Annotated in this window: 19 protein-coding genes and 1 pseudogene; 15 read left to right on the forward strand and 5 right to left on the reverse strand. The window is 56.8% G+C overall.

Annotation, left to right across the window (positions count from 1 at the left end; translation table 11 throughout):
* Positions 1-62 precede the first annotated feature (62 nt).
* Positions 63-959 (reverse strand): LysR family transcriptional regulator, encoded by an 897-nt coding sequence (locus AB8846_RS03260; protein WP_370732006.1) that lies wholly within the window; start codon positions 957-959, stop codon positions 63-65.
* A gap of 112 nt (positions 960-1,071) precedes the next feature.
* Between AB8846_RS03260 and AB8846_RS03265 the strand changes: the two genes are divergently transcribed.
* On the forward strand, positions 1,072-1,470 hold the full coding sequence (locus AB8846_RS03265; protein ID WP_023311976.1) for a cupin domain-containing protein: 399 nt from the start codon (positions 1,072-1,074) through the stop codon (positions 1,468-1,470).
* Here the strand turns inward: AB8846_RS03265 and AB8846_RS03270 are convergent.
* Positions 1,467-3,002 (reverse strand): methyl-accepting chemotaxis protein, encoded by a 1,536-nt coding sequence (locus AB8846_RS03270; RefSeq protein WP_370732007.1) that lies wholly within the window; start codon positions 3,000-3,002, stop codon positions 1,467-1,469. The genes AB8846_RS03265 and AB8846_RS03270 overlap by 4 nt on opposite strands.
* Positions 3,003-3,344: 342 nt before the next feature.
* Here AB8846_RS03270 and AB8846_RS03275 point away from each other — a divergent pair, with 342 nt between their 5' ends.
* The 11 genes and pseudogenes from AB8846_RS03275 to AB8846_RS03325 all read left to right on the forward strand — a co-directional run bounded on the left by AB8846_RS03275 (position 3,345) and on the right by AB8846_RS03325 (position 13,624).
* A complete protein-coding gene (locus tag AB8846_RS03275) occupies positions 3,345-3,884 on the forward strand; it encodes an AAA family ATPase (RefSeq protein ID WP_370732008.1) in 540 nt (179 codons plus the stop codon).
* Between the two features lie 110 nt (positions 3,885-3,994).
* The gene (locus tag AB8846_RS03280; protein ID WP_370732009.1) at positions 3,995-4,996 is read left to right on the forward strand and encodes an LLM class flavin-dependent oxidoreductase; all 1,002 of its coding nucleotides are present in this window, start codon (positions 3,995-3,997) and stop codon (positions 4,994-4,996) included.
* Positions 4,993-6,114 (forward strand): M20 peptidase aminoacylase family protein, encoded by a 1,122-nt coding sequence (locus tag AB8846_RS03285; RefSeq protein WP_370732010.1) that lies wholly within the window; start codon positions 4,993-4,995, stop codon positions 6,112-6,114. The genes AB8846_RS03280 and AB8846_RS03285 overlap by 4 nt, the downstream gene beginning before the upstream one ends.
* Positions 6,115-6,130: 16 nt before the next feature.
* A pseudogene (locus AB8846_RS03290) lies at positions 6,131-8,394 on the forward strand (NtaA/DmoA family FMN-dependent monooxygenase).
* A gap of 9 nt (positions 8,395-8,403) precedes the next feature.
* A complete protein-coding gene (locus AB8846_RS03295) occupies positions 8,404-8,913 on the forward strand; it encodes a GNAT family N-acetyltransferase (RefSeq protein WP_032656866.1) in 510 nt (169 codons plus the stop codon).
* Positions 8,914-8,922: 9 nt separating this feature from the next.
* Positions 8,923-9,849 (forward strand): amino acid ABC transporter permease, encoded by a 927-nt coding sequence (locus AB8846_RS03300; protein WP_370732011.1) that lies wholly within the window; start codon positions 8,923-8,925, stop codon positions 9,847-9,849.
* Positions 9,833-10,606, forward strand: coding sequence for an amino acid ABC transporter ATP-binding protein (locus AB8846_RS03305; RefSeq protein WP_023335851.1), 774 nt, complete (start codon positions 9,833-9,835; stop codon positions 10,604-10,606). Before AB8846_RS03300 ends, AB8846_RS03305 begins: the two co-directional genes overlap by 17 nt.
* A 9-nt stretch (positions 10,607-10,615) precedes the next feature.
* A complete protein-coding gene (locus tag AB8846_RS03310) occupies positions 10,616-11,503 on the forward strand; it encodes an ABC transporter substrate-binding protein (protein WP_370732012.1) in 888 nt (295 codons plus the stop codon).
* A 41-nt stretch (positions 11,504-11,544) separates the two neighbouring features.
* Positions 11,545-12,162, forward strand: coding sequence for a glutathione S-transferase family protein (locus AB8846_RS03315; RefSeq protein WP_370732013.1), 618 nt, complete (start codon positions 11,545-11,547; stop codon positions 12,160-12,162).
* Between the two features lie 37 nt (positions 12,163-12,199).
* A complete protein-coding gene (gene pptA / locus AB8846_RS03320; RefSeq protein ID WP_370732014.1) occupies positions 12,200-12,430 on the forward strand; it encodes a tautomerase PptA in 231 nt (76 codons plus the stop codon).
* Positions 12,431-12,622: 192 nt separating this feature from the next.
* The gene (locus AB8846_RS03325; RefSeq protein ID WP_370732015.1) at positions 12,623-13,624 is read left to right on the forward strand and encodes a Kdo(2)-lipid IV(A) acyltransferase; all 1,002 of its coding nucleotides are present in this window, start codon (positions 12,623-12,625) and stop codon (positions 13,622-13,624) included.
* A gap of 45 nt (positions 13,625-13,669) precedes the next feature.
* Here AB8846_RS03325 and AB8846_RS03330 read toward each other — a convergent pair whose 3' ends face one another.
* On the reverse strand, positions 13,670-15,355 hold the full coding sequence (locus AB8846_RS03330) for an NAD-dependent malic enzyme (RefSeq protein ID WP_370732016.1): 1,686 nt from the start codon (positions 15,353-15,355) through the stop codon (positions 13,670-13,672).
* Between the two features lie 32 nt (positions 15,356-15,387).
* Positions 15,388-16,335 carry an AEC family transporter gene (locus AB8846_RS03335; protein WP_024909596.1) on the reverse strand — a complete coding sequence of 316 codons (948 nt, stop codon included), beginning with the start codon at positions 16,333-16,335 and terminating at the stop codon, positions 15,388-15,390.
* A 349-nt stretch (positions 16,336-16,684) separates the two neighbouring features.
* Here AB8846_RS03335 and AB8846_RS03340 point away from each other — a divergent pair, with 349 nt between their 5' ends.
* Together AB8846_RS03340 and AB8846_RS03345 are read left to right on the forward strand one after the other, a co-directional pair.
* Positions 16,685-18,016, forward strand: a complete 1,332-nt coding sequence (locus AB8846_RS03340; RefSeq protein ID WP_331412203.1) for a 2-hydroxycarboxylate transporter family protein — start codon at positions 16,685-16,687, stop codon at positions 18,014-18,016.
* A gap of 121 nt (positions 18,017-18,137) precedes the next feature.
* Positions 18,138-18,779, forward strand: coding sequence for a DNA-binding protein (locus tag AB8846_RS03345; protein ID WP_370732017.1), 642 nt, complete (start codon positions 18,138-18,140; stop codon positions 18,777-18,779).
* Here AB8846_RS03345 and AB8846_RS03350 read toward each other — a convergent pair.
* Complete coding sequence (locus tag AB8846_RS03350; RefSeq protein ID WP_063142676.1) at positions 18,772-19,071, reverse strand: helix-turn-helix transcriptional regulator; 300 nt, start codon at positions 19,069-19,071, stop codon at positions 18,772-18,774. The genes AB8846_RS03345 and AB8846_RS03350 overlap by 8 nt on opposite strands.
* 160 nt (positions 19,072-19,231) lie before the next feature.
* On the opposite strand from AB8846_RS03350, the gene fusA reads away from it, so the two are divergent.
* Complete coding sequence (gene fusA / locus AB8846_RS03355) at positions 19,232-21,331, forward strand: elongation factor G (protein WP_331412205.1); 2,100 nt, start codon at positions 19,232-19,234, stop codon at positions 21,329-21,331.
* Positions 21,332-21,353 lie beyond the last annotated feature (22 nt).

Consider the following 21,353-nt stretch of genomic DNA (forward strand, 5'->3'; position numbering starts at 1 on the left):
AGACAAAACAGTGGGTGGGTTGATTATTAAATCATCAGATTTTCTTAATTATTACCAGGTGGTCAAGATTTTGACTGCTGCAGAGCTTCTAACAGTAACCTGAACGCAGCAGTGTGCTGGCGACGGCTCGGATAATAAAGATGATACCCATCAAAAGTCGGGCACCACGCTTCAAGAACCCTGACCAGCCGTCCGTCACTCAACGCCCCCAGAACCGACGCCTCCGGTACGTAGGCTAATCCGAGGCCATTCTCAGCGGCGTCGATGCGCTGCGACAGGTTGCTCAGCGTAAGCTGCCCCTCAACCCGCACGCGAAGCTCGCGCCCGTCGCGCTCAAACTCCCAGTGATATAACCCCCCGCGCGTGGGCAGGCGCATATTGATACAGCGGTGGTCAGCGAGCTGCTCCGGCGTCTGCGGAACGCCAAAGCGTGCCAGATAATCCGCGGAACCGACCACGGCCATGCGCATATCTGGCGCGATCCGTACCGCAATCATATCTTTTGCCACCTGTTCACCCAGGCGAACTCCCGCGTCGAAACGGCCATCCACGATATCCGTCAGGCCGTTATCTACCGTCACTTCGACGTTAATCTCAGGATACTGCACCATAAACGCCTTCAGTACCGGCCAGAGCACGACGTCCATCGCGTGCTCGCCGGCGACGATGCGGATAGCGCCTGCGGGTTTGTTGCGCGCGCTGCGAAGCGCCGTGAGCTCCTGCTCGATCTCCAGCAAATGCGGGCTTAAGCGCGTAAAGAGCTGCTCACCTGCCTGAGTGGGAACAACGCTGCGGGTTGTGCGGGTTAAAAGGCGAACGTCGAGCCGCGCTTCAAGCTTGCGCATGGCGTGGCTTAGCGCCGATTGCGAGACGCCCAGCTGCGCCGCTGCGCGCGTAAAGCTGCGCTCGCGGGCGACTACCATAAAAGAGAGCAGGTCGTTGAAATTATCTTTTAGCATCGCGATTGCCTCTATTTATGAATTTGAATCATATTTCCTATCTGATTATGCATGCTAATGCTCCGGACTGCTTTGCGCTACTGTTAACGCAACAGTAAACGAGGAGCAAAAGATGAAAATTATCCGCAGCGGGTCATTACCTTCAGCAAAGGGACCGGAAGCCTGGTTCACCGGCACCGTCCGCATTGACGCGCCATTCCAGGCGAGCGAACCTGCCAGCGTTGGCGGAGCAACCGTGACCTTCGAGCCGGGCGCGCGCACCGCGTGGCATACGCATCCCCTTGGGCAAACGCTGATTGTGACGCAGGGTCGCGGCTGGTTACAGGAGTGGGGCAAAGCGGCGGAAATTTTGAATCAGGGGGATATCGCCTGGATCCCACCCGGCGTAAAGCACTGGCACGGCGCAAGCGCGCAAACGGCGATGACGCATATTGCCATCGCCGAATCCGTTAACGGCAGCCCGGTAGCATGGCTGGAAAAAGTCACCGACGAGCAGTACCCGAACGGCTAACCGCCAAAAACGGCAATCGCCTGCTGCAGGCGCGTCGTGCGCTGCGTCAGGTGATTCGCGGCGTGAGCGACGTTATCCACCATCCCCGTATTGTTGTGGGTCATTGCGCCGATACGGGAGATGGATGCGTTGATGAGCGTCAGCGCCTGGGTTTGCTCCTGCGTGGCGTGGCCGATCTCCTTAATCAGGGAGGAGACCCGCAGCACGTTGTCGATCATAACCGTCAGCTGCGTTTCGGTCTGTTCCACTTTTTCCACGCCCGCGTTGACGCTGGCGACGTTTTTCTCAATCAGCACTTTGATCTCTTTCGCCGCCGTCGCGGAGTGCTGCGCAAGATTGCGCACCTCGGCCGCCACCACGGCAAAGCCGCGCCCGGCTTCACCTGCGCGCGCCGCTTCCACGGCAGCATTCAGCGCAAGAATGTTGGTCTGGAAGGCGATACGATCGATAACGCTGATAATATCGACGATCTGGCTGTTATCCTGCGACACGGATTGCATCATACCGATGGTTTCTTTCATCATCGCTTCGCCGCAGTGGGCGCTGTCGCGGGTGCGATCCGCCATCTCCGTGGCTTCTTTCGCGGTTTCTGCCGTCTGCTTCACCGCGCTGGCGATCTCTTCCACCGCCGACGCGGTTTGCTGCAGAAAGTCTGCGGTCTCTTCTGAACGCGTCTGCAGCGCTGCACCTTCTTTCGCGACCTGCTGGCTGATGGTGCCAATACCGCTGATTTGCGCCCCGACATCGTCAACCAGCGAATTCAGGTTCAAACCGGATTGATTGACCAGGCGCATCATCATCCCGATGTCATCGATCCTGTCAAAATGGTAATAGTCCGTTTTCCGTCCTGAAACCACGCGCTGCATCTGCTGCACGATGGATTTTACCGGCCGGGCGATCTGCGCATGAAGATAATAAGCCAGGCAAGTCAACAGCAGCACCAGACTCCCCGACTGCACAAGTTTATCTGGAAATAAATACACCGCCAGGCAGGAGAGTAACGCCGTCGTCGCAATACCCAGATGGATTCGTTTAGGGGTGCTAAGACATTTAAAAAGCGACATAAAAGAAAATAAACCGCGCCGAATTAACAGCCCTTTATAAAAACGATGATGTTTTAATTCGTTATTACGCACTTTTGCATACAGTTTTTCGCTGGCCGCGATCTCTTCCCGCGCGGGTATATTTCGCACGGAGATATAGCCCGTCAGGCTTTCATCCTGCCAGACCGGCGTCACGTTAGCCCGCACCCAGTAGTGATCGCCATTGTGACGACGGTTCTTCACCAGCCCCGTCCAGGTCTCACCCTGCTGCAGGGTAAACCACATGTCGCCAAACGCTTCGGCAGGCATGTCGGGATGACGGATGAGGTTATGCGGCTCGCCCAGAAGATGTTCTTCTTTATATCCGCTGGCTTCAATAAAAGCGGAATTAGCATAGGTAATATGACTTTTTGTATTGGTGGTCGACATTAACGTCGAGCCATCGTTAAGCAAATACTCGTTTTGTGTAACGGGAGTGTTACGCCTCATGAGTAACTCCATGATGATGTGCGAGAATAAAAAATGCCCTGAAAACGTTCAGGTAAGATTAATGCGATTATTTTTATAACTGCCTGCGGTCTATTCTCTCTGAAATTAAGACTGTTCGAAATAGCCTTGCTCATTATTTTTAAATTGTTAATTTCGTCGAATGTAATAAAAATGAAAATATTTTAAAGGGCGTCTTTGGTTGGCGCTGCAAATAAATGACATAAGCCAAACTAAAAGGGGGAGATCGCCTCCCCGGAAAAATTGCCATGCTGAAATAGCGTTTCGTTAACAGGATGAAAACGCTATCATTTGGTCAATTTTCGTTAACACAGTGAGGCTGAGGTGAAAATTAACGTCATCGGAACCAGCGGGAGCGGAAAAAGCACGCTGGCGAAGCAGATTGCGACCGAACTGGCTATTCCCTATATCGAGATGGACAGACTCTACTGGCGGCCCGACTGGCAGGGAACGCCGGACGATGTGTTTCAGGAAAAGCTGGAGCAGGCGCTACAGGCGTCGCCTGACTGGGTGCTCGACGGCAACTATAACCGCACGCGGCCCGTTAAATGGCGCAATGTAGACGTTGTGGTGTGGGTGGATTATGGGTTTGCCCGCACCCTCTGGCAGGCCGTCAACAGGGCAATCAAACGGGCCTGGCATAAACGCGAGCTTTGGCCCGGAACCGGGAACAAAGAGAGTTTCCGGCGTGCGTTCTTTAGCAGAGAGTCCATTCTCATCTGGACGATGAAAACGTGGCGTAACAACCGCACGCGTTATGAAGCCGATCTGCAAAACCCGCAATATGGCCATATTCGTTTTGTCCGCATTACCCGCCGCGGGCAGGCGGAAACGCTGATTGCCTCCTTAAAGTCTTATTCTTAGCATGGTTTTATATATCTGATTTCCGGCAAACTAAATGTAAATTAATTGTTTCTCAGTGGTGAAATGCGCCTTTAATAATGTCGACATGTTAAGTCAAACGAGAACGCAACATGTCATGGCGAATCAGCATTCTGGATAAAAGCCCCATCGCTGAAAACGAAACGGCCGCCGATGCACTGGCGCGTACGCTGGCGCTGGCGCAGCAGGCAGAAAATCTGGGCTATCACCGCTTCTGGATTGCCGAACACCACAACACTCCCCATCTTGCCAGCCCCTCGCCGGAGCTGCTGATTGCCTGGATCCTCGGGCAGACAACGCGCATCCGCGTCGGATCCGGCGGCGTGATGCTCCAGCACTACAGCCCTTATAAAGTCGCCGAGAATTTCAACGTACTGGCCGCGCTGGCGCCCGGTCGCGTGGATCTCGGCGTCGGGAAAGCCCCCGGCGGTTTACCGCTCTCAACGCGTGCGCTGCAGCAGGGCCTGAATCAAGAGGAAAAGGGCAGCTTCGCCGAACAGCTGGCCCAGCTCGATCGCTGGAGCCGTCCTGAACATCCGTCAACCGAGGATGCCGTCCGCGCCACGCCTCAGCCGCCTTCGCCTGCAGAACGTTTTCTGCTGGGCGCGAGTACCGATAGCGCGCTGCTGGCCGCCGGGCTCGGCTGGCACTTTGTTTTTGCCGCGCATCTGAACGGTGACCCGGAACTGCTGCGCGAGGTGGTATCGACCTGGCGTAAGAGCAGCACGCGGGACGTGATTGTGGCGGTACAGGCGATTGTCGCGCCGACGCAGGCCGAGGCAGAAGCCCTGGCGCAAAAGGTTGAAGTGTGGGGCGTTGAGCTAGCAAACGGCCAGCGTGTCACCGTGGCCAGCGAAGAGCAGGCCTACGCCTTTGCGCGTCAGGCGGGCAGCGAGCCGGTGCGCATTGCACGCCGGGCGCAGTCGCTGCTGGCCGGTACGGCTGAGTCGGTACTTGAACAGCTCAACGCGCTGCACCAGCAGTGGGGCATTGACGAATTTATCATCGACACGCCGGTAGCGGAGGGAGCAACGCGCGTCGCGTCGCTGCGCCTGCTGGCCGAGGCGCGTCTTAACAGGGAGGTTACCGTATGAGCTTTGGCGAACAGCTGATTGCCTGGCGTCGCGAGCTGCACCAGAACCCGGAGCTTTCCGGCCAGGAAGTGGAGACCACGACGCGCCTGCGCCAGTGGCTGACGAACGCCGGGATTACCCCGCAGCCTTACGATCTGTCTACCGGGCTGGTGGCGGAAATCGGCTCGGGCAGCAAACTGATTGCGCTGCGGGCAGATATCGACGCTCTGCCGATTGAAGAGCGCAGCGGCGTGCCGTTTAGCTCGCAGCGTGCGGGCGTAATGCATGCCTGCGGGCACGATATCCACACCAGCGTGATACTCGGCGCCGCGTTGAAGCTGAAAGAGCGGGAAGCGTCGCTTAACGGCCGCGTGCGGATCCTGTTTCAGCCTGCTGAAGAGAACTTTGGCGGTGCGAAAAGCATGGTGCGGGCCGGTGCCCTGCGCGACGTCAGCGCCATCTTCGGCATGCATAACGAGCCCGGCCTGCCGGTCGGTGAGTTCGCTACCCGCGGCGGGCCGTTTTATGCCAACGTCGATCGCTTCGTGATCCGCATTACCGGTAAGGGCGCGCACGCCGCACGTCCGCACGAAGGCAACGACGCCATTGTGCTGGCGAGCCAGCTGGTGACGGCGCTGCAAAGCGTCGCCAGCCGCAACGTCAATACGCTGGACTCGGTGGTGCTGAGCGTGACGCGCATTGCAGGCGGTAACACCTGGAACGTGTTGCCGGAAAGCGTCGAGCTGGAAGGCACGCTGCGCACCCACCGGACAGAAGTGCAGCAGAACGTGAAAGCCCGCGTGGGCGAAATCGCCGCCGGGTTTGCCAGCGCCTTTAGCGCACAGATTGATATCACCTGGTATGCCGGGCCCACCGCGCTGGTGAATGACGAACGCTGGGCCGATTTCGCCACCTCGGTCGCCCGGGACGCCGGATATGAAACCCGGCACGCCGAGCTGCATATGGGTGGGGAAGATTTCGCGGTCTACCTGCAGCAGATCCCGGGGGCGTTTGTCAGCATCGGCAGCAACAGCCCGTATGGTTTACATCATCCGGCCTTCAAGCCGGATGAAGCCTTAATTGAGCCCGCTGCCCGCTATTTTGCAGAGCTTGCGGAAAAAGCCCTGCAACACGTTTAATTCTTAAGAGGTGAATATGTCTGCACATCGTCAACTGCGGCTGGGGACCATTTTGCATGGTGCATCCGGAAATATGTCCGCCTGGCGTCACCCTGAGGCCGTCGCCGATGCCAGTATCAATTTTGATTTCGTCAAAGCGACGGCGTTAAAGGCGGAGGAGGGCAAACTCGATTTTTTATTCGTTGCCGACGGTCTCTACATAAACGAGAAATCGATCCCGCATTTTTTAAACCGCTTTGAACCGCTGACGGTGTTATCCGCTCTCGCCAGCATCACCTCGCGCCTGGGGCTGGTGGGAACCTTATCCACCTCCTACAGCGAACCCTTCACCACGGCGCGCCAGTTCGCCAGCCTCGACCACCTGAGCAACGGACGCGCGGGCTGGAACGTGGTGACTTCGCCGCTGGAAGGGTCGGCAAAGAACTTTTCCCGTGAAAAACACCCCGAGCATGCGCTGCGCTATCGCATTGCGGATGAGTATCTCGACGTGGTGAAAGGGCTGTGGGATTCCTGGGAGGGCGACGCCTTTGTGCGTAATAAGGAGAGCGGCCAATTCTTTGATTCGGCAAAATTGCATACCCTCGACCACCACGGTGATTTCTTCCAGGTCGCCGGGCCGCTGAATATTGGTCGAACGCCGCAAGGACGACCGATTGTCTTTCAGGCGGGCGCGTCGGACGACGGGAAAAAGCTGGCGGCGAAACATGCCGACGCCATTTTTACCCATCACGAAACGCTCGATGAGGCAAAAGCCTTTTACCGCGACGTGAAGCAGCAGCTGGAAACTAACGGACGCCGCGCGTCAGATTTACATATTTTCCAGGGCGTCAGCGTGATTGTGGGTAAAGACGCCGATGACGTGGAGAACCAGTATCAAACCACGGCGGCGCTGGTGTCGATTAACGATGCCCTCAACTACCTCGGGCGTTATTTTGAACATCACGATTTCAGCCAGTATCCGCTCGACGAGCCGTTCCCGGATATCGGCGACTTAGGCAAAAACAGCTTCCGCAGCACCACCGATGAAATTAAGCGTAATGCCCGCGAGCGCAGCTTAACCCTGCGTCAGGTAGCGCTGGAAGCCGCATCACCGCGCCCGCGCTTTTCCGGCACGCCGGAAGAGGTGGCAGACGGTCTGCAGGCCTGGTTTGAAGGCTATGCCGCAGACGGCTTCATCATTCAGGGCGGTACGCCGGACACCTTCCCGCGCTTTGTTGACCAGGTGGTGCCTGTTTTACAGGCGCGCGGACTGTTCCGCACCGACTACCCGGGCACCACGCTGCGCGAAAGTCTGGGTTTAGACGAACCTAAAAATCAATTCACACAACAATAAAAGAGAACACCGCTATGCAGAAAACATCGCTTATTCTGGCGCTCGCGCTGGCCTTTACCCCTGCCGTCTGGGCAGAGAATGTGAATATTAACGGCACCGGCGTGAGCATCGAGGCCAATAAAACGCCGGTTAATACCGTCAAAAATGGAGAGGCGGTAGCACAGCTGCCAAAAGATTATCGCTTCGCCGTGCCGGGGAAATTTACCGTGGCGGTGGCGGGCCTCAATCAACCGCCGCTGACGGTGTTTTCCGATGACAACAAAACGCTGTTGGGGAGTGAGGTGGACGTCGCCCGTCTGGTCGCTGACAGCCTGGGGCTGGAGCTGAACGTGGTGCCGACCTCCTGGGAAGACTGGCCGCTGGGCGTGGCCTCCGGGAAATATGATGCCGCCATCAGCAACATCACCGTCACCAAAGAGCGTAAAGAGAAGTTTGACTTTGCCACCTACCGAAAAGATTCCCTCGGGTTCTACGTGAAATCAACCAGCCCGATCAAGTCGCTTGAGAAGGCTGAGGACATCGCCGGGCTGCGGATTATCGTCGGCTCCGGCACCAACCAGGAGGCCATCCTCCTCGCATGGAATGCCGAAAACCTGAAGCAGGGGCTGAAGCCCTTTACCCCGATCTATACCAAAGACGATGCGGCACAAACGCTGGCGCTGCAGTCCGGACGCGCGGATGCCTACTTCGGTCCGAACGTGATTGGCGCCTGGAAAGCGGCGCTGAACGGGAAAACCAAACTGGTGGGTAGCGTCGACGGCGGCTGGCCGAAGGCGGCGCACATTGCCGTGACGCTGAAAAAAGGCAGCGGGCTGGTTGAGCCGGTGCAAACCGCGCTGAACGGCGTGATCAAAAACGGCGATTACGACAAAGTGCTGAACCGCTGGGGGGAAGGCGTTGAGCGCATTCCTCAGTCCGAAGTGAACCCGGCTGGCCTGGGCGATTAAGGAGGCTGCATGAGCGAACGATTTCGTGACGTTTCCCCGGAGGATGCCGAGCTCCAGCCCATCATTGAGGGGCTGTTCGGTGAATATGCTGCCCGTTACGGCGACTACTTCTCTAAAGACGCGGAGGTGGAACTCACCGAGTGGTATTTAGCGCCGCAGGGGCTGTTTATCGTGCTGGAGCGCGACGGGAAGATTATCGCCACCGGCGCGTACAAACCTTTCGACGAACGCACCGCGGAAATCAAACGCATCTGGACGGACAAAACCCTGCGTCAGCAGGGGCTTGCCGGGCGCGTGGTGCAGGAGCTTGAGCGCAGGGCGGTGCTGGCAGGATATAGCCAAATCTACCTGACAACCGGTTTTCGCCAGCCGGAAGCGGTCAGGCTCTATCTCAGCCAGGGCTATCAGGCGCAGTTCGATCTGAACCGGGATCCGGAAGAGTACAGCCAGCCGCCGTTTGACGGTCGGCTGCGCTTCACTAAAACGCTGGTACGCGAAGCGTTCAGTAAAACCGCATGAGGAGCGACGATGAGCAACGTTGAAACCATTAAGGTGGTCCCGGCGCGTTATCCGCTGCGGACCGTCGGCGCCGCGGTGGCGCTGTTTGTCCTCGCGGTCGTGATTCAGTCCGTGGCCTTTAACCCGCGCTGGGAGTGGTCGGTGTTCGCCCGCTGGTTCTTTGACCCGGTTATCCTTGAAGGCGTAGGGCAGACCCTGCTGCTGACCCTGATCGGTACCGCGCTGAGCGTGGTGTTGGGCGGCATGCTGGCGCTGGCGAGACTGTCCTCGTCGTGGCTTCTCAGCAGCCTGGCGTGGGCCTACATCTGGCTGTTTCGTTCGCTGCCGCTGATTGTGGTGCTGATCGTCCTGTACAACTTTTCCTACCTCTACGACACGCTCTCTCTCGGCGTGCCGTTCACCGGCATCACCTGGGGCAGCTTTGAAACCATCAACGTGCTGGGGCAGTTTTCTACCGCCGTGGTGGGGCTAACCCTGGTGCAGAGCGCCTATACCGCCGAGATCATTCGCGGCGGATTCCTGGGGGTCGATCACGGGCAGTACGAAGCCGCCGCCGCGCTCGGACTCCCGGCCTGGCGCCGCACGGTGCGCATCATTTTGCCTCAGGCGCTGCGTACCATCCTGCCGTCGGGGTTCAATGAAATCATCAGCCTCGCCAAGGGCACGGCGATGGTGTACGTCCTGGCGATGCCGGAGCTGTTCTATACCATCCAGATGATCTACAACCGCACGCAGGAGGTGATCCCGCTGCTGATGGTCGGTGCCGCCTGGTACCTGGCGATCACCACCGTCCTGTCCGCTATCCAGTATGGCGTCGAACGCGCGCTTGCCCGCAGCGAACGCCGCTCTGCCGTTAACCAGAACCGTGCCACCCGTCGTACCCGTTCTGTCACCACCACGCCAGCACAGGAGCCCGTCCATGCAAGCCTCTCCTGAAGGACATATTTCAATTACCGGCGTCAGCAAGTTTTTTGGCCGCCATAAGGCGCTCGACAACGTTTCGCTTGAGATCCCGCCAGGGTCCGTGACGGTGATCCTCGGGCCGTCCGGCTCCGGTAAATCGACGCTGCTGCGCACCATTAATCACCTGGAGCGCGTCGACGAAGGCTTTATCCAGATTGACGGGGATTACATTGGCTATCGTCGTCAGGGCGATAAGCTCTATGAGCTAAAGGAGAAGGAGATCCTCAAACAGCGCGTCAACGTGGGCTATGTGTTCCAGAACTTCAATCTCTTTCCCCATCTCACGGTGCTGGAAAACCTGATAGAGGCGCCCATCGCGCATAAAAAGCTGAGCAAAAAAGAGGCGGTGGAAAGGGCGTACAGCCTGCTGGACGTGGTTGGGCTGCGGGATAAAGCCGATGCCTGGTCACGCCATCTTTCCGGCGGCCAGCAGCAGCGTATTGCCATTGCCCGCGCGCTGGCGCTGCGTCCCCGCGTGATGCTGTTCGATGAGCCCACCTCGGCGCTGGATCCGGAGCTGGTGGGGGAAGTGCTGGACGTGATCAAAAAGCTGGCCCGGTCCGGCACCACGCTGGTGGTGGTGACCCACGAGATCGGCTTTGCCCGGGAAGTGGCGGATCAGGTGGTGTTTATGGTCGACGGAAAAATTGTCGAGCAGGGAAGCAGTGACGAGGTATTAAACCGTCCGTCACATGCGCGAACGCGCCAGTTTCTCTCCAAAGTCTTGTAAGGAGCGCCAATGAAATATGGACTTCTGGCGGGGCTGGTCTTCACGACGGCGAGCCACGCCAGCATTGATTTGAAAGCCAACGAGCAGCCGCTGCCGGTGACGGTGGATCGGCAGGCCGTGGCGAAGATCCCCGCCAATTACAAATTCGTGGAGCCGGGTACGCTAACGGTCGCCGTTTCGGCGCTGAATTCTCCGCCGCTGGCGCTGCTGGCCAGCGATAACCGCACGCGTATTGGCAGCGATCCGGATATCGCCCGCCTGCTGGCGGGCAGCCTGGGGCTAAAGCTGAAGCTGGTGCCGACGGCGTGGGAAGACTGGCCGCTGGGGATCGCTTCCGGGCGCTACGACGTGGCGCTGGTGAACATTGCGGTGACCGAACAGCGTAAAGAGAAGTTTGATTTTGCGACCTACCGCGTCGATTCGCTGGCGTTTTCGGTGAAATCCACCAGCGACATCCAGTCAATCAAAAGCGCGGAAGATCTGGCGGGGAAAAAGGTGATTGTCGGCTCCGGTACGAATCAGGAGCGCATTCTGCTGGGCTGGAACGAAGAGAACAAAAAGGCGGGGCGGACGCCCGCGCTGCCGGTCTATCTCCACGACGATGCCTCGGGCAATCTCTATATTCAGTCCGGCAGGGCGGACGTATTCTTTGGCCCTCAGTCGGTTTCAGCCTACAAAGCGGCGCTCACCGGCAAAACCCGCGTTGTCGGTTTAGGGCCGAAAAAAGCCTATGTCGCGACCACCACCAAAAAAGGCAATGAGCTGGTGTACGCGCTGCAGACCGCGCTGGACGGCGCGATTAAGCGCGGAGATTACCAGAAGGTGCTGGCGCGCTGGGGCGAGCAGGGGGAAGCGGTGGCGCAGTCGGAGGTCAACCCGCCAGGGATAACCTACTAATGGTGCTCTACACTTAGGGTTTTCATCCCGCAGGGGGCAACATGATTAAACTCTATGGCGTACCCGGCTGGGGCTCGGCAATCGGTGAAGTGATGCTAACCCTGGCTGATATCCCCTATCAATTTATCAACGTGGACGGGTTTGACCAGCCCGGCCCGCAGCGTGAGCTGCTGCAAAAGCTCAACCCGCTGTGTCAGGTACCCACGCTGGCGCTGGAAAATGGCGCCATCATGACCGAAACGGCGGCGATTGCCCTGATGGTGCTCGACAGGTGTCCCGATCTCGCTCCGCCCGTGGGGCAGGCCGAACGCCAGCAGTTTCAGCGTCTGCTGATCTGGTTTGTGGCCAACGTCTATCCCACGTTTACGTATGCGGACTATCCCGAACGCTGGGTGCCGGACGCGCCGGAACAGCTGCAAAAAAACTGCATCGAATACCGGAAGTCCCTCTATTTGTGGTTCGAAACTCAGCTCAAGGCCGCCCCGTTTGCGTTGGGTGAACGGCTGACGCTGCTGGACGTTTATATCGCGGTGGCGCGCACCTGGGGGCCACGCCATGGCTGGTTTGCGACCAATACGCCGAAACTGACGGCCATCGCAGATACCGTATGTCAGCTGCCGGAACTGCACAAGGTGTTAAAGGCCAACGGTATTATCTGATAACGTGGAGCCACGACTCACAACTGGAAGCCTGCATATGCCACACGTAGATATCAAATGTTTTCCCCGCGATTTGAACGACGAACAAAAAAACGCCCTGGCCGAGGACATTGCTGAGGTCATTATTCGCCATTTCAACAGCAAAGACGGCTCGGTGTCCGTTGCGTTGAATCAGGTGGATCCTGAGGACTGGAAAGCGCAGGTCTGGGATACCGAAATAGGACCGAAGCTGGACGAGTTAATCAAAAAGCCAGGCTATTCAATGTAAGCGCAATTGCCGGGGGGAGTTCTCCTTCCCGGTTTTTCCCCGCCTCATCTTCCCGCTTTTCGCAAAAATGGATAAAAATGCGTTTTGTCTTATCCGTTACACTTTACGTTTCTGACTGACAGCTCATCAATCCTTAGGAAAGATCTCCAACCGAATCGGTTAAGGACAGACACGTTAAAGGATAATTTTCTCATGACAAAATTACCCCGTTTTTCACTCGCCTTTCTTCATCCCCGTTACTGGCTAAGCTGGGCCGGCATTGCCGCACTGTGGCTCATCATGCTGCTCCCTTATCCGCTTCTGTTCAGCATCGGTCATGGTCTTGGTCGACTGGCGATGCGCCTGCTTCCGCGCCGCGTTGAGATTGCCCGCCGCAACCTTGAGCTCTGTTTTCCGGAGATGAAAAAGGATGAACGCGAGTCATTGCTGCAGCGTAATTTTGAATCGGTAGGAATGGGGGTGATCGAAACCGGAATGGCATGGTTCTGGCCTGAATGGCGGGTGCGGAAATGCTTTACCGTGACGGGTTATGAGCACATGGAAAAGGCCAGGGCGCAAGGAAAGGGCGTGGTGCTGGTGGGGATGCATTTTCTGACGCTTGAGCTGGGCGCGCGGATATTTGGCATGCTTAACCCCGGTATTGGGGTGTATCGTCCCAACAATAATGCGCTGCTGGACTGGCTTCAGACGCGCGGACGCCTGCGCTCAAATAAAACCATGCTCGATCGTCATGATTTAAAGGGCATGATCCGCTCGCTGAAGCAGAATGAGATTTTGTGGTACGCCCCGGACCATGACTATGGCAAAACCAATAGCGTCTTCGTGCCGTTTTTTGCGGTTCCGGATGCCGCCACGACCGCGGGTAGCTATATGCTGGTCAAAAGCGCTAAGCCTGCCGTCATTCCCTTTGTGCCGCGCCGCAGGGCGGACGGCACCGGCTACGAACTGATTATTCTGGAGGATATCAGCGAGGCGCTGCAGGGGGGAGATAAAGAATCTGTGGCGACGCAGATGAACAGGGCAATTGAGCAGGCGGTACGCATGGCGCCAGAACAGTATATGTGGCTGCACCGGCGCTTCAAAACGCGTCCTGAAGGTCAGCCTGACCGGTATGCCCGCCGCAGGAGCGTGGCGCCGCGGGCTGATATCCTGTCCGCCGCCGATCTTTCCGACCGATCGGGCGTCCAGCACTAAGGCAGCAATCCTGCCCTCATCGTGCAGTGAGGGCAGGCGCGAGGCCTACAGCGCAGATCTGCGGTACGGCGCATAGTCCGCCCGCCACCAGGTCTTCTCGATACGCGCCATCAACGTCTCATCATCTATCGCCGGAGCCATGCCCTGTTCAATCGCGGCCCGGGCGACGGCGACTGCAATCTGGCGTGAGACTGTTTCAATCTGGTCTACCGGCGGCAGCAGCCCACCTTTTTCCGTGGTGACCAGCGGAGACTGCGCGGCCAGGCTGCGGCTTGCTGCCATCAGCATCTCTTCCGTTACCCGGCGCGCGTTGCAGGCCAGGACGCCCAGCCCCAGGCCCGGGAAAATATAGGCGTTGTTACACTGGGCGATCTCGTAGTGCGCATTCTCCCAGAATACCGGGGCGAACGGGCTGCCGGTAGCCACCAGCGCGGCACCCTGGGTCCAGGCGATAAGGTCCTGCGGCTGGGCCTCCGCCCGCGAGGTCGGGTTCGAGAGCGGCATGATGATTGGGCGCGGACAGTGGCGATGCATCTCTTTGACAATCTCTTCGCTGAACAGCCCCGGCTGGCCTGAAACGCCGATCATCACCGTGGGATGGGCGTTCTTAACCACGTCCAGCAGGGAAATATTCTTCGCGTCTACCTGCCAGCTGCAAACGGCGTCGCGCGCGGTAAGCAGGTTTTTCTGGAAATCGAGCAGGTTGGTCATGTCGTCGGTCAGCAGGCCGAAGCGGTCGACCATAAAGATCCGGCTGCGCGCTTCCGGCTCGGTCAGGCCGTCATCCACCATCAGCGCCACAATTTTTTCAGCTATCCCGCATCCGGCAGAACCGCTGCCCAGGAAGACCACGCGCTGGTCGCGAATGCGCGTGCCCGCCGCATGGGCCGCCGCCATCAGCGTACCGGCGGTGACCGCTGCCGTGCCCTGGATATCATCATTGAAGCAGCACAGCTGGTCGCGGTAGCGCTGGAGCAGCCTGGTGGCGTTTTTCTGCGCGAAGTCTTCAAATTGCAGGAGAACATTGGGCCAGCGCGCTTTAACGGTGCTGACAAACATATCCATAAACTCAGCATACTGATCGTCGCTGATGCGCGGATGACGCCAGCCCATGTACATCGGGTCGTCGAGGTGCTGCTGATTATTGGTGCCGACATCCAGCATAATCGGGAGGGTGGAGGCCGGATGGATCCCCCCGCAGGCGGTATACAGCGACAGCTTGCCAATTGGGATGCCCATTCCGCCGATACCCTGATCGCCAAGCCCTAAAATACGTTCCCCGTCCGTCACCACAATCACGCGAACGTCATTGCGCGAAAAGCTTTGCAGCATCTCATCAATACGATGGCGGTTAGGCCACGAAATAAACAGGCCGCGCGCGCGTCGATAAATCGTGGAGAAATGCTCGCAGGCTTCACCGACCGTCGGGGTATAGATAATTGGTAGCGTCTCTTTCAGATGTGAACGCAAGAGGTTATAAAAGAGCGTTTCATTGGTGTCCTGGATATTTCGCAGGTAAACATGACGCGAAATATCGCTTTTAAAATGACAGAACTGCACCCATGCGCGCTCGGTTTGTTCTTCAATGGTTTCAACGTTGTGCGGCAATAGTCCATGCAGATTAAAATTGTCACGCTCTTCTTTAATAAATGCGAGCCCTTTATTGAGTAACGGATTCTCCAGCAATACGGCCCCGTTATAGGGGGTGTACAGAACTTCTTTCCGGGACATGGTTAACTCCTGAATTTTTTAAATAAAACAGATTAAGAGATGAAATAGATCATAATGCCTTCGGTCACGACCCCGACGGCAGTGCCAATTAATATGGAAGAGGATGCGGTATCAATATAGGTATCGCTGCGTAAGGCAAACATCCCCGCGGCAATAGCGGAAGGCGTTGCGCCAATAATCACAACCTGCTGCAGTAAGGTATGGCTCAGGCCAAAGGCGATCCCTGCGGCGGCCATCATTGCCGGCTGAATCAGGTTTTTAATACTGATATTGGTAAATGTCTGCACGTTCAGCTTTGGACGTTCACCGTAAAACAACAGGCCGAGGGCAAACAGGGACAGTCCGCCTGAAACCTTGCCCACCATCTCAATGGGCATGCTGAGAATGGAAGGGATTTGCACACCGGCCAGGCTGAGCAAGACGCCGGAGACCGGGATCCAGACGATAGGATTGCGTGCCGCTTTGATGAGGTTTTGCACGATCATCGCGCCCGGGTGCAGCGCCTCCAGGCCATCATGGCCGTTTTTATCACCCATACGAATCAGGACGATAGTCAGAGGGATCATGATAACGCTGGTAATAATATTGCCGATCAGCACACCGATAAATCCTTCCGGCCCAATCAATACCGCCAGGACCGGTGCGCCAAAGTAGGCCATATCAGGAAAGGCGCAAACCAGAGACTGAATAGCGCTGGTTTTGATATCGTGGCGAAAAACGTAGCGTGAAATAAAGAGCGTCAGTAAATACGACCCCATTAAACCGACAACCAAAACGGCCATAAAGGTCAGATTCTTAATTTTATTGGGGTCGGTATGCAATGCACCAATAAAAAGATGGAAAGGAAGGGCGAAACGAATCACCACGGTTGCCATGACGTTTGCATCTTCACGCCGGGAATATCCCAGCTTTCCACTTAGCCATCCAAGTAACATTATAAAGACGAGCGGAAACAGTGACTGTAATAGTAATGAGGGCATAGTATTTCCTGTAGGGTATTTTATGTGTTTTATTGCAGCGCTAATCTAGCGCTTAGATAGCAGGGCAGGAGTGACAAGGGTCACACTCTTTCTGGTTTTATTAATTTCAAAAAGATTGCATTAACCGGCATGAATACTTTAGTTACTTAATGATGAATTAAGTTATTTAAAGAGGAAGGGTAGTATTGTTCACATTTCTCTCCGATACCTCATGTTAATTTCACCCTGAGCCTGTTTTTAGAAAAGGCCATCTACGTCATTATTTATATTTAAGAACATTTTTTTGTATCAGGAATAGCTTCAGTTATTCCTTTCTCTGCATATCCGAACACAATTTTCAGGTGATTATATGAAAGATAATCCTGTACCGACTTCTGAGCTGCCCACCTCGCGTTTTGCCTTTGGGCTCAACAATACCGAGGTGGGCACGGTCCCGTTGATGCTGTTCGTCGGGATTGCCGCCATTGTAGCGACGTCCGCCTGGGCAGGGCTGCTGCCGAAAAATATGATAGGTGGTCTCGCGGTCATCATGACCCTCGGTTTCGCGTTTGCCAAAGTGGGGCGTCAAATCCCGGTGCTGAAAGATATCGGCGGCCCGGCGATCCTGTGCCTGATGGTGCCCTCGGTGCTGGTCTATTTTGGCGTATTCGGGAAACATACCCTTGATACCGTGCATCTGCTGATGAAAGAGGCGAATCTGCTCTATTTCGTCATCGCCTGCCTGGTGGTCGGCAGTATTCTGGGGATGAACCGGGTGCTGCTGATCCAGGGGATGATGCGCATGTTTGTTCCGCTGGTGGCGGGAACCTGCATGGCCGTGCTGAGCGGCCTTATTGTAGGCTCACTGTTTGGTTATACGCCTTACCACACCTTCTTCTTCATTATTGTGCCCATCATTGGCGGCGGGATTGGCGAGGGGATTTTGCCGCTGTCCCTGGCCTATTCGGCAATACTGGGGCAGACGCCGGACGTCTACGTTGCGCAGCTGGCACCCGCTGCGGTCGTCGGGAATATCTTCGCCATCATTTGTGCGGGCTCGCTGGCGCGACTCGGCGCGAAACGTCCTGCGCTTTCGGGAAATGGCATGCTCACGCGGAGTAAAGACGACGCCAGCCTGTTTGCCGGGGCGCAAAGCACGCAGCAGACGGATTTTCATCTGATGGGGGGCGGATTACTGATGGTGTGCGCGTTTTTCATCGTCGGCGGATTATTCGAAAAGCTGGTCCACATTCCCGGCCCGGTGCTGATGATCCTGATTGCCGTCCTGTGTAAATACTTCAGGGCGATCCCGGCCTCGATGGAGCAGGGCGCGCACAGCTGCTATAAATTCGTCTCGGCTGCGCTGGTCTGGCCGCTGATGATCGGCCTCGGGATGTTATACGTGCCGCTTGAGAGCGTGGTGTCGGTCTTCTCGGTGGGATACGTGGTGGTATGCGGTTCGGTCGTGATTGCGATGGCGCTGAGCGGCTACTTTATCGCGTCGCGTCTGAATATGTATCCTGTGGAAGCGGCCATTGTGACCTGCTGCCACAGCGGGCTGGGCGGAACGGGGGACGTGGCCATTTTGTCCGCGTCTAACCGGATGTCGCTCATGCCGTTCGCGCAGATCGCCACCCGCATCGGCGGCGCGTCGACGGTGATTTTCGCCACGCTGCTGATGGGCTGGATTATGGCGCACTGATCCGAAACGTCAGGATACTGAATCGCAACGACATTTTCAGGATGTCGCTGCGGTTCAGTCCTTTATAAATATCACCGTACTGTATAGAATTACCGCATCCACAGCGACGGGATACCACACGATGACCGGAAGAGTTGATTATCAGATTGAAAAATATCTCCTTACCGAAGCCGCCGAGCCGGAGCGCCTGACGCGCCAGTGGGCGGAGGTGATGGAGGAGTGTCGTGAGCAAAAGTGCGGTGCAGAGGAGCGGCTGCGCCTCGCGTTGCTTAATGTGGATTACGTCACCAGCTTCGAGCTACCCTTCAGGCTGCTTCTTACCCGTGCGCCCCAGCTGATAGACGCTGTCAGAAAAGAGCTTCAGCTTAGTCAGAAAAATGTTCTGTTTAACGGCAAGCGCTTTGGCTGCGTCTATAGCCTTAAAAGGGATCTCGACGGAATACCTGACGAGTTTACCTATCAGCTGAAAACGCGGATCCAGCGCAGTGACGCGACGGGATGTAATGAATTACCTTACAGGCAAATTGCCCAGCAGGTTAAAGCCCCACGCGAACGCCTCAAGCTGGCGATGGAAAATGGGTTAGCGGTAACGGCACTCGACGGGCTTTTCTGGTTTGGCATTCAGCGCATCGCGGCGGATGTGCAAAGATTACGCAAAACAGGGATGAGGATAGTGACGTCCGACGCCGAGGTATTTGATACGCTCACCAAAACAACCCGGCGGATCCCAGTCTATCGCCTGCAAGGGACTGAAATTATTTAACCTGCAACAGTATCGCCATCAGCCCTGGAAAACGGGCATCCAGATCCTCTCTTCGCAACGAAATCATGTTTTCTCGTCCCTGCGGACGCTGCCAGATCACGCCGCTGTCGCGCAGTACGCGCCAGTGGTGGGTCATCGTTGACTTCACCACGTCTTCCGGGCGCAGCGCGTTACAGCTGAGTTCGCTGCCGTCGGCCAGCCGGCGAATGATCGACAGCCGGAGCGGGTTGCCGAGGGCAAACAGCACATTTTCCAGCAGTATTTGTTCAGTTTCAGGGTGGTTTGGGATCATCGTTTTCCTGCGTTTGGCGTCAGATTGAGCTATATCAACAATAGGTCAACCGTTAAAAAATAGTTCGATAATACTCGTACAATAGGACTATTATAGCAAACGAACGAATGCACGACCATCCTGGTCGTCACAGACAAGTCACATGACTTAAGGAAATATCATGCCCCGACCCATCCCTCTCGAACGTTATCGCAACATCGGTATCTCCGCGCATATCGATGCCGGTAAAACCACCACCACCGAGCGCATCCTGTTTTATACCGGGATGAGCCACAAGCTGGGTGAAGTACACGATGGCGCGGCAACCACTGACTGGATGGCGCAGGAGCAAGAGCGCGGGATCACGATTACCTCCGCGGCGGTAAGCTGCTTCTGGCCGGGTATGGACAGAGGATATGAGCCGCACCGGATCAACATCATCGACACCCCGGGGCACGTGGATTTCACCATCGAGGTGGAGCGTTCCATGCGCGTACTCGACGGTGCCGTGATGGTGTATGACTCCGTGGGCGGCGTGCAGCCGCAGTCGGAAACCGTCTGGCGTCAGGCCAATAAATATCACGTTCCGCGACTGGCCTTCGTCAACAAAATGGACCGTCCGGGCGCTGATTTCTTCCGCGTCGTGCGGATGATGCAGGAACGCCTGAAGGCCAATCCGGTGCCGATTGTCATCCCGGTGGGTGCCGAAGATCATTTCACCGGCGTGGTGGATCTCATCAAGATGCGCACCATTCTGTGGGACGATGCGACGCAGGGCATGGTATTTACCTATGCGCCCGTGCCGGATGATTTAGTCAGTACCGCCCGGGAATGGCGGGAAAAAATGGTCTCTGCGGCAGCGGAAGCCAGCGACGATCTGATGGATAAATACCTTGAGACGGGCGATCTCGACGAAGCAGAAATCATCAGGGGGCTGCGTATTCGCACCATCTCGGGCGAAATCCAGCCGATGCTGTGCGGCAGCGCGTTCAAGAATAAAGGCGTTCAGCGCATGCTTGATGCGGTGATTGAGTTGATGCCGTCGCCGCTGGACGTGCCCGCTATTGATGGCGTTGATGAAAAAGGGCAGCACGCGGAGCGTCATCCAAGCGATGATGAGCCGTTCTCGGCCCTGGCGTTCAAGCTGATGAGCGACCCGTACGTCGGTCAACTGACCTTTATCCGCGTGTACTCTGGCGTGCTGCGCAAAGGCGACGCGGTGTACAACCCGGTGAAAGGGAAGAAAGAGCGTATCGGGCGTATCGTGCTGATGCATGCCAACGATCGCCACGAGGTGGACGAACTGCGCGCCGGGGATATCGCGGCCTGCGTGGGGCTGAAAGATGTGACCACCGGCGACACGCTCACCGATCCGAATGCCGTCATCACGCTTGAACGCATGGAGTTCCCGGATCCGGTTATCTCGCTGGCGATCGAGCCGAAAACCAAGGCCGATCAGGAGAAAATGGGGATCGCGCTGCAGCGTCTGGCGGCGGAAGATCCGTCTTTCCGCCTGCATACTGACGAAGAGTCCGGCCAGACCATTATCTCCGGGATGGGTGAGCTACACCTCGAGATTATCGTTGACCGCATGAAGCGTGAGTTTGGCGTCGAGGCGAATATTGGCCGTCCACAGGTGACCTACCGTGAAACCCTGCGTAAAGCGGTGAAGGATATCGAAGGCAAATTTGTCCGTCAGTCCGGCGGTAAAGGGCAGTACGGCCATGTGGTGCTGAGCCTGGAGCCTCTGGAGCCTGGAAGTGGTTTTAAATTTGAAGATGCCACCAAGGGCGGCGTGGTGCCGCGCGAGTATATCCCGTCCGTTGAGAAAGGGCTGCGGGAAGCGATGAACAGCGGCGTGCTGGCGGGCTACCCGGTAGTCGATGTCAAGGCGACGCTGACGTTTGGCTCGTATCACGACGTCGACTCCTCGGAGATGGCGTTCCGCATGGCGGCGATCCTCGGCTTCAAAGAGGGGGCCCGCAGGGCGGATCCGGTGATTCTCGAGCCGATCATGCACGTAGAGGTGGAAACACCGGAAGAGTACGCCGGTAACATTATGGGCGATCTCTCTTCCCGCCGCGGCATGGTGCAGGGGATGGCAGAGCAGTACGGAAGCCAGATTATTCGTGCTGACGTGCCGCTGTCAGAGATGTTTGGTTATGCCACGACATTGCGCTCGATGTCCCAGGGGCGCGCGACGTATACGATGGAGTTCCATCATTTTGCGGAAGCACCGCGGAATGTTGCGGATGAGATTATTTCACGGCGTGCGAAGTAGTTAATGAATTGCACACGGTAGC

The sequence above is a fragment of the Enterobacter sp. KB-221C9 genome (genome assembly GCF_041320715.1).
Taxonomy (GTDB): Bacteria; Pseudomonadota; Gammaproteobacteria; order Enterobacterales; family Enterobacteriaceae; genus Enterobacter; species Enterobacter asburiae_D.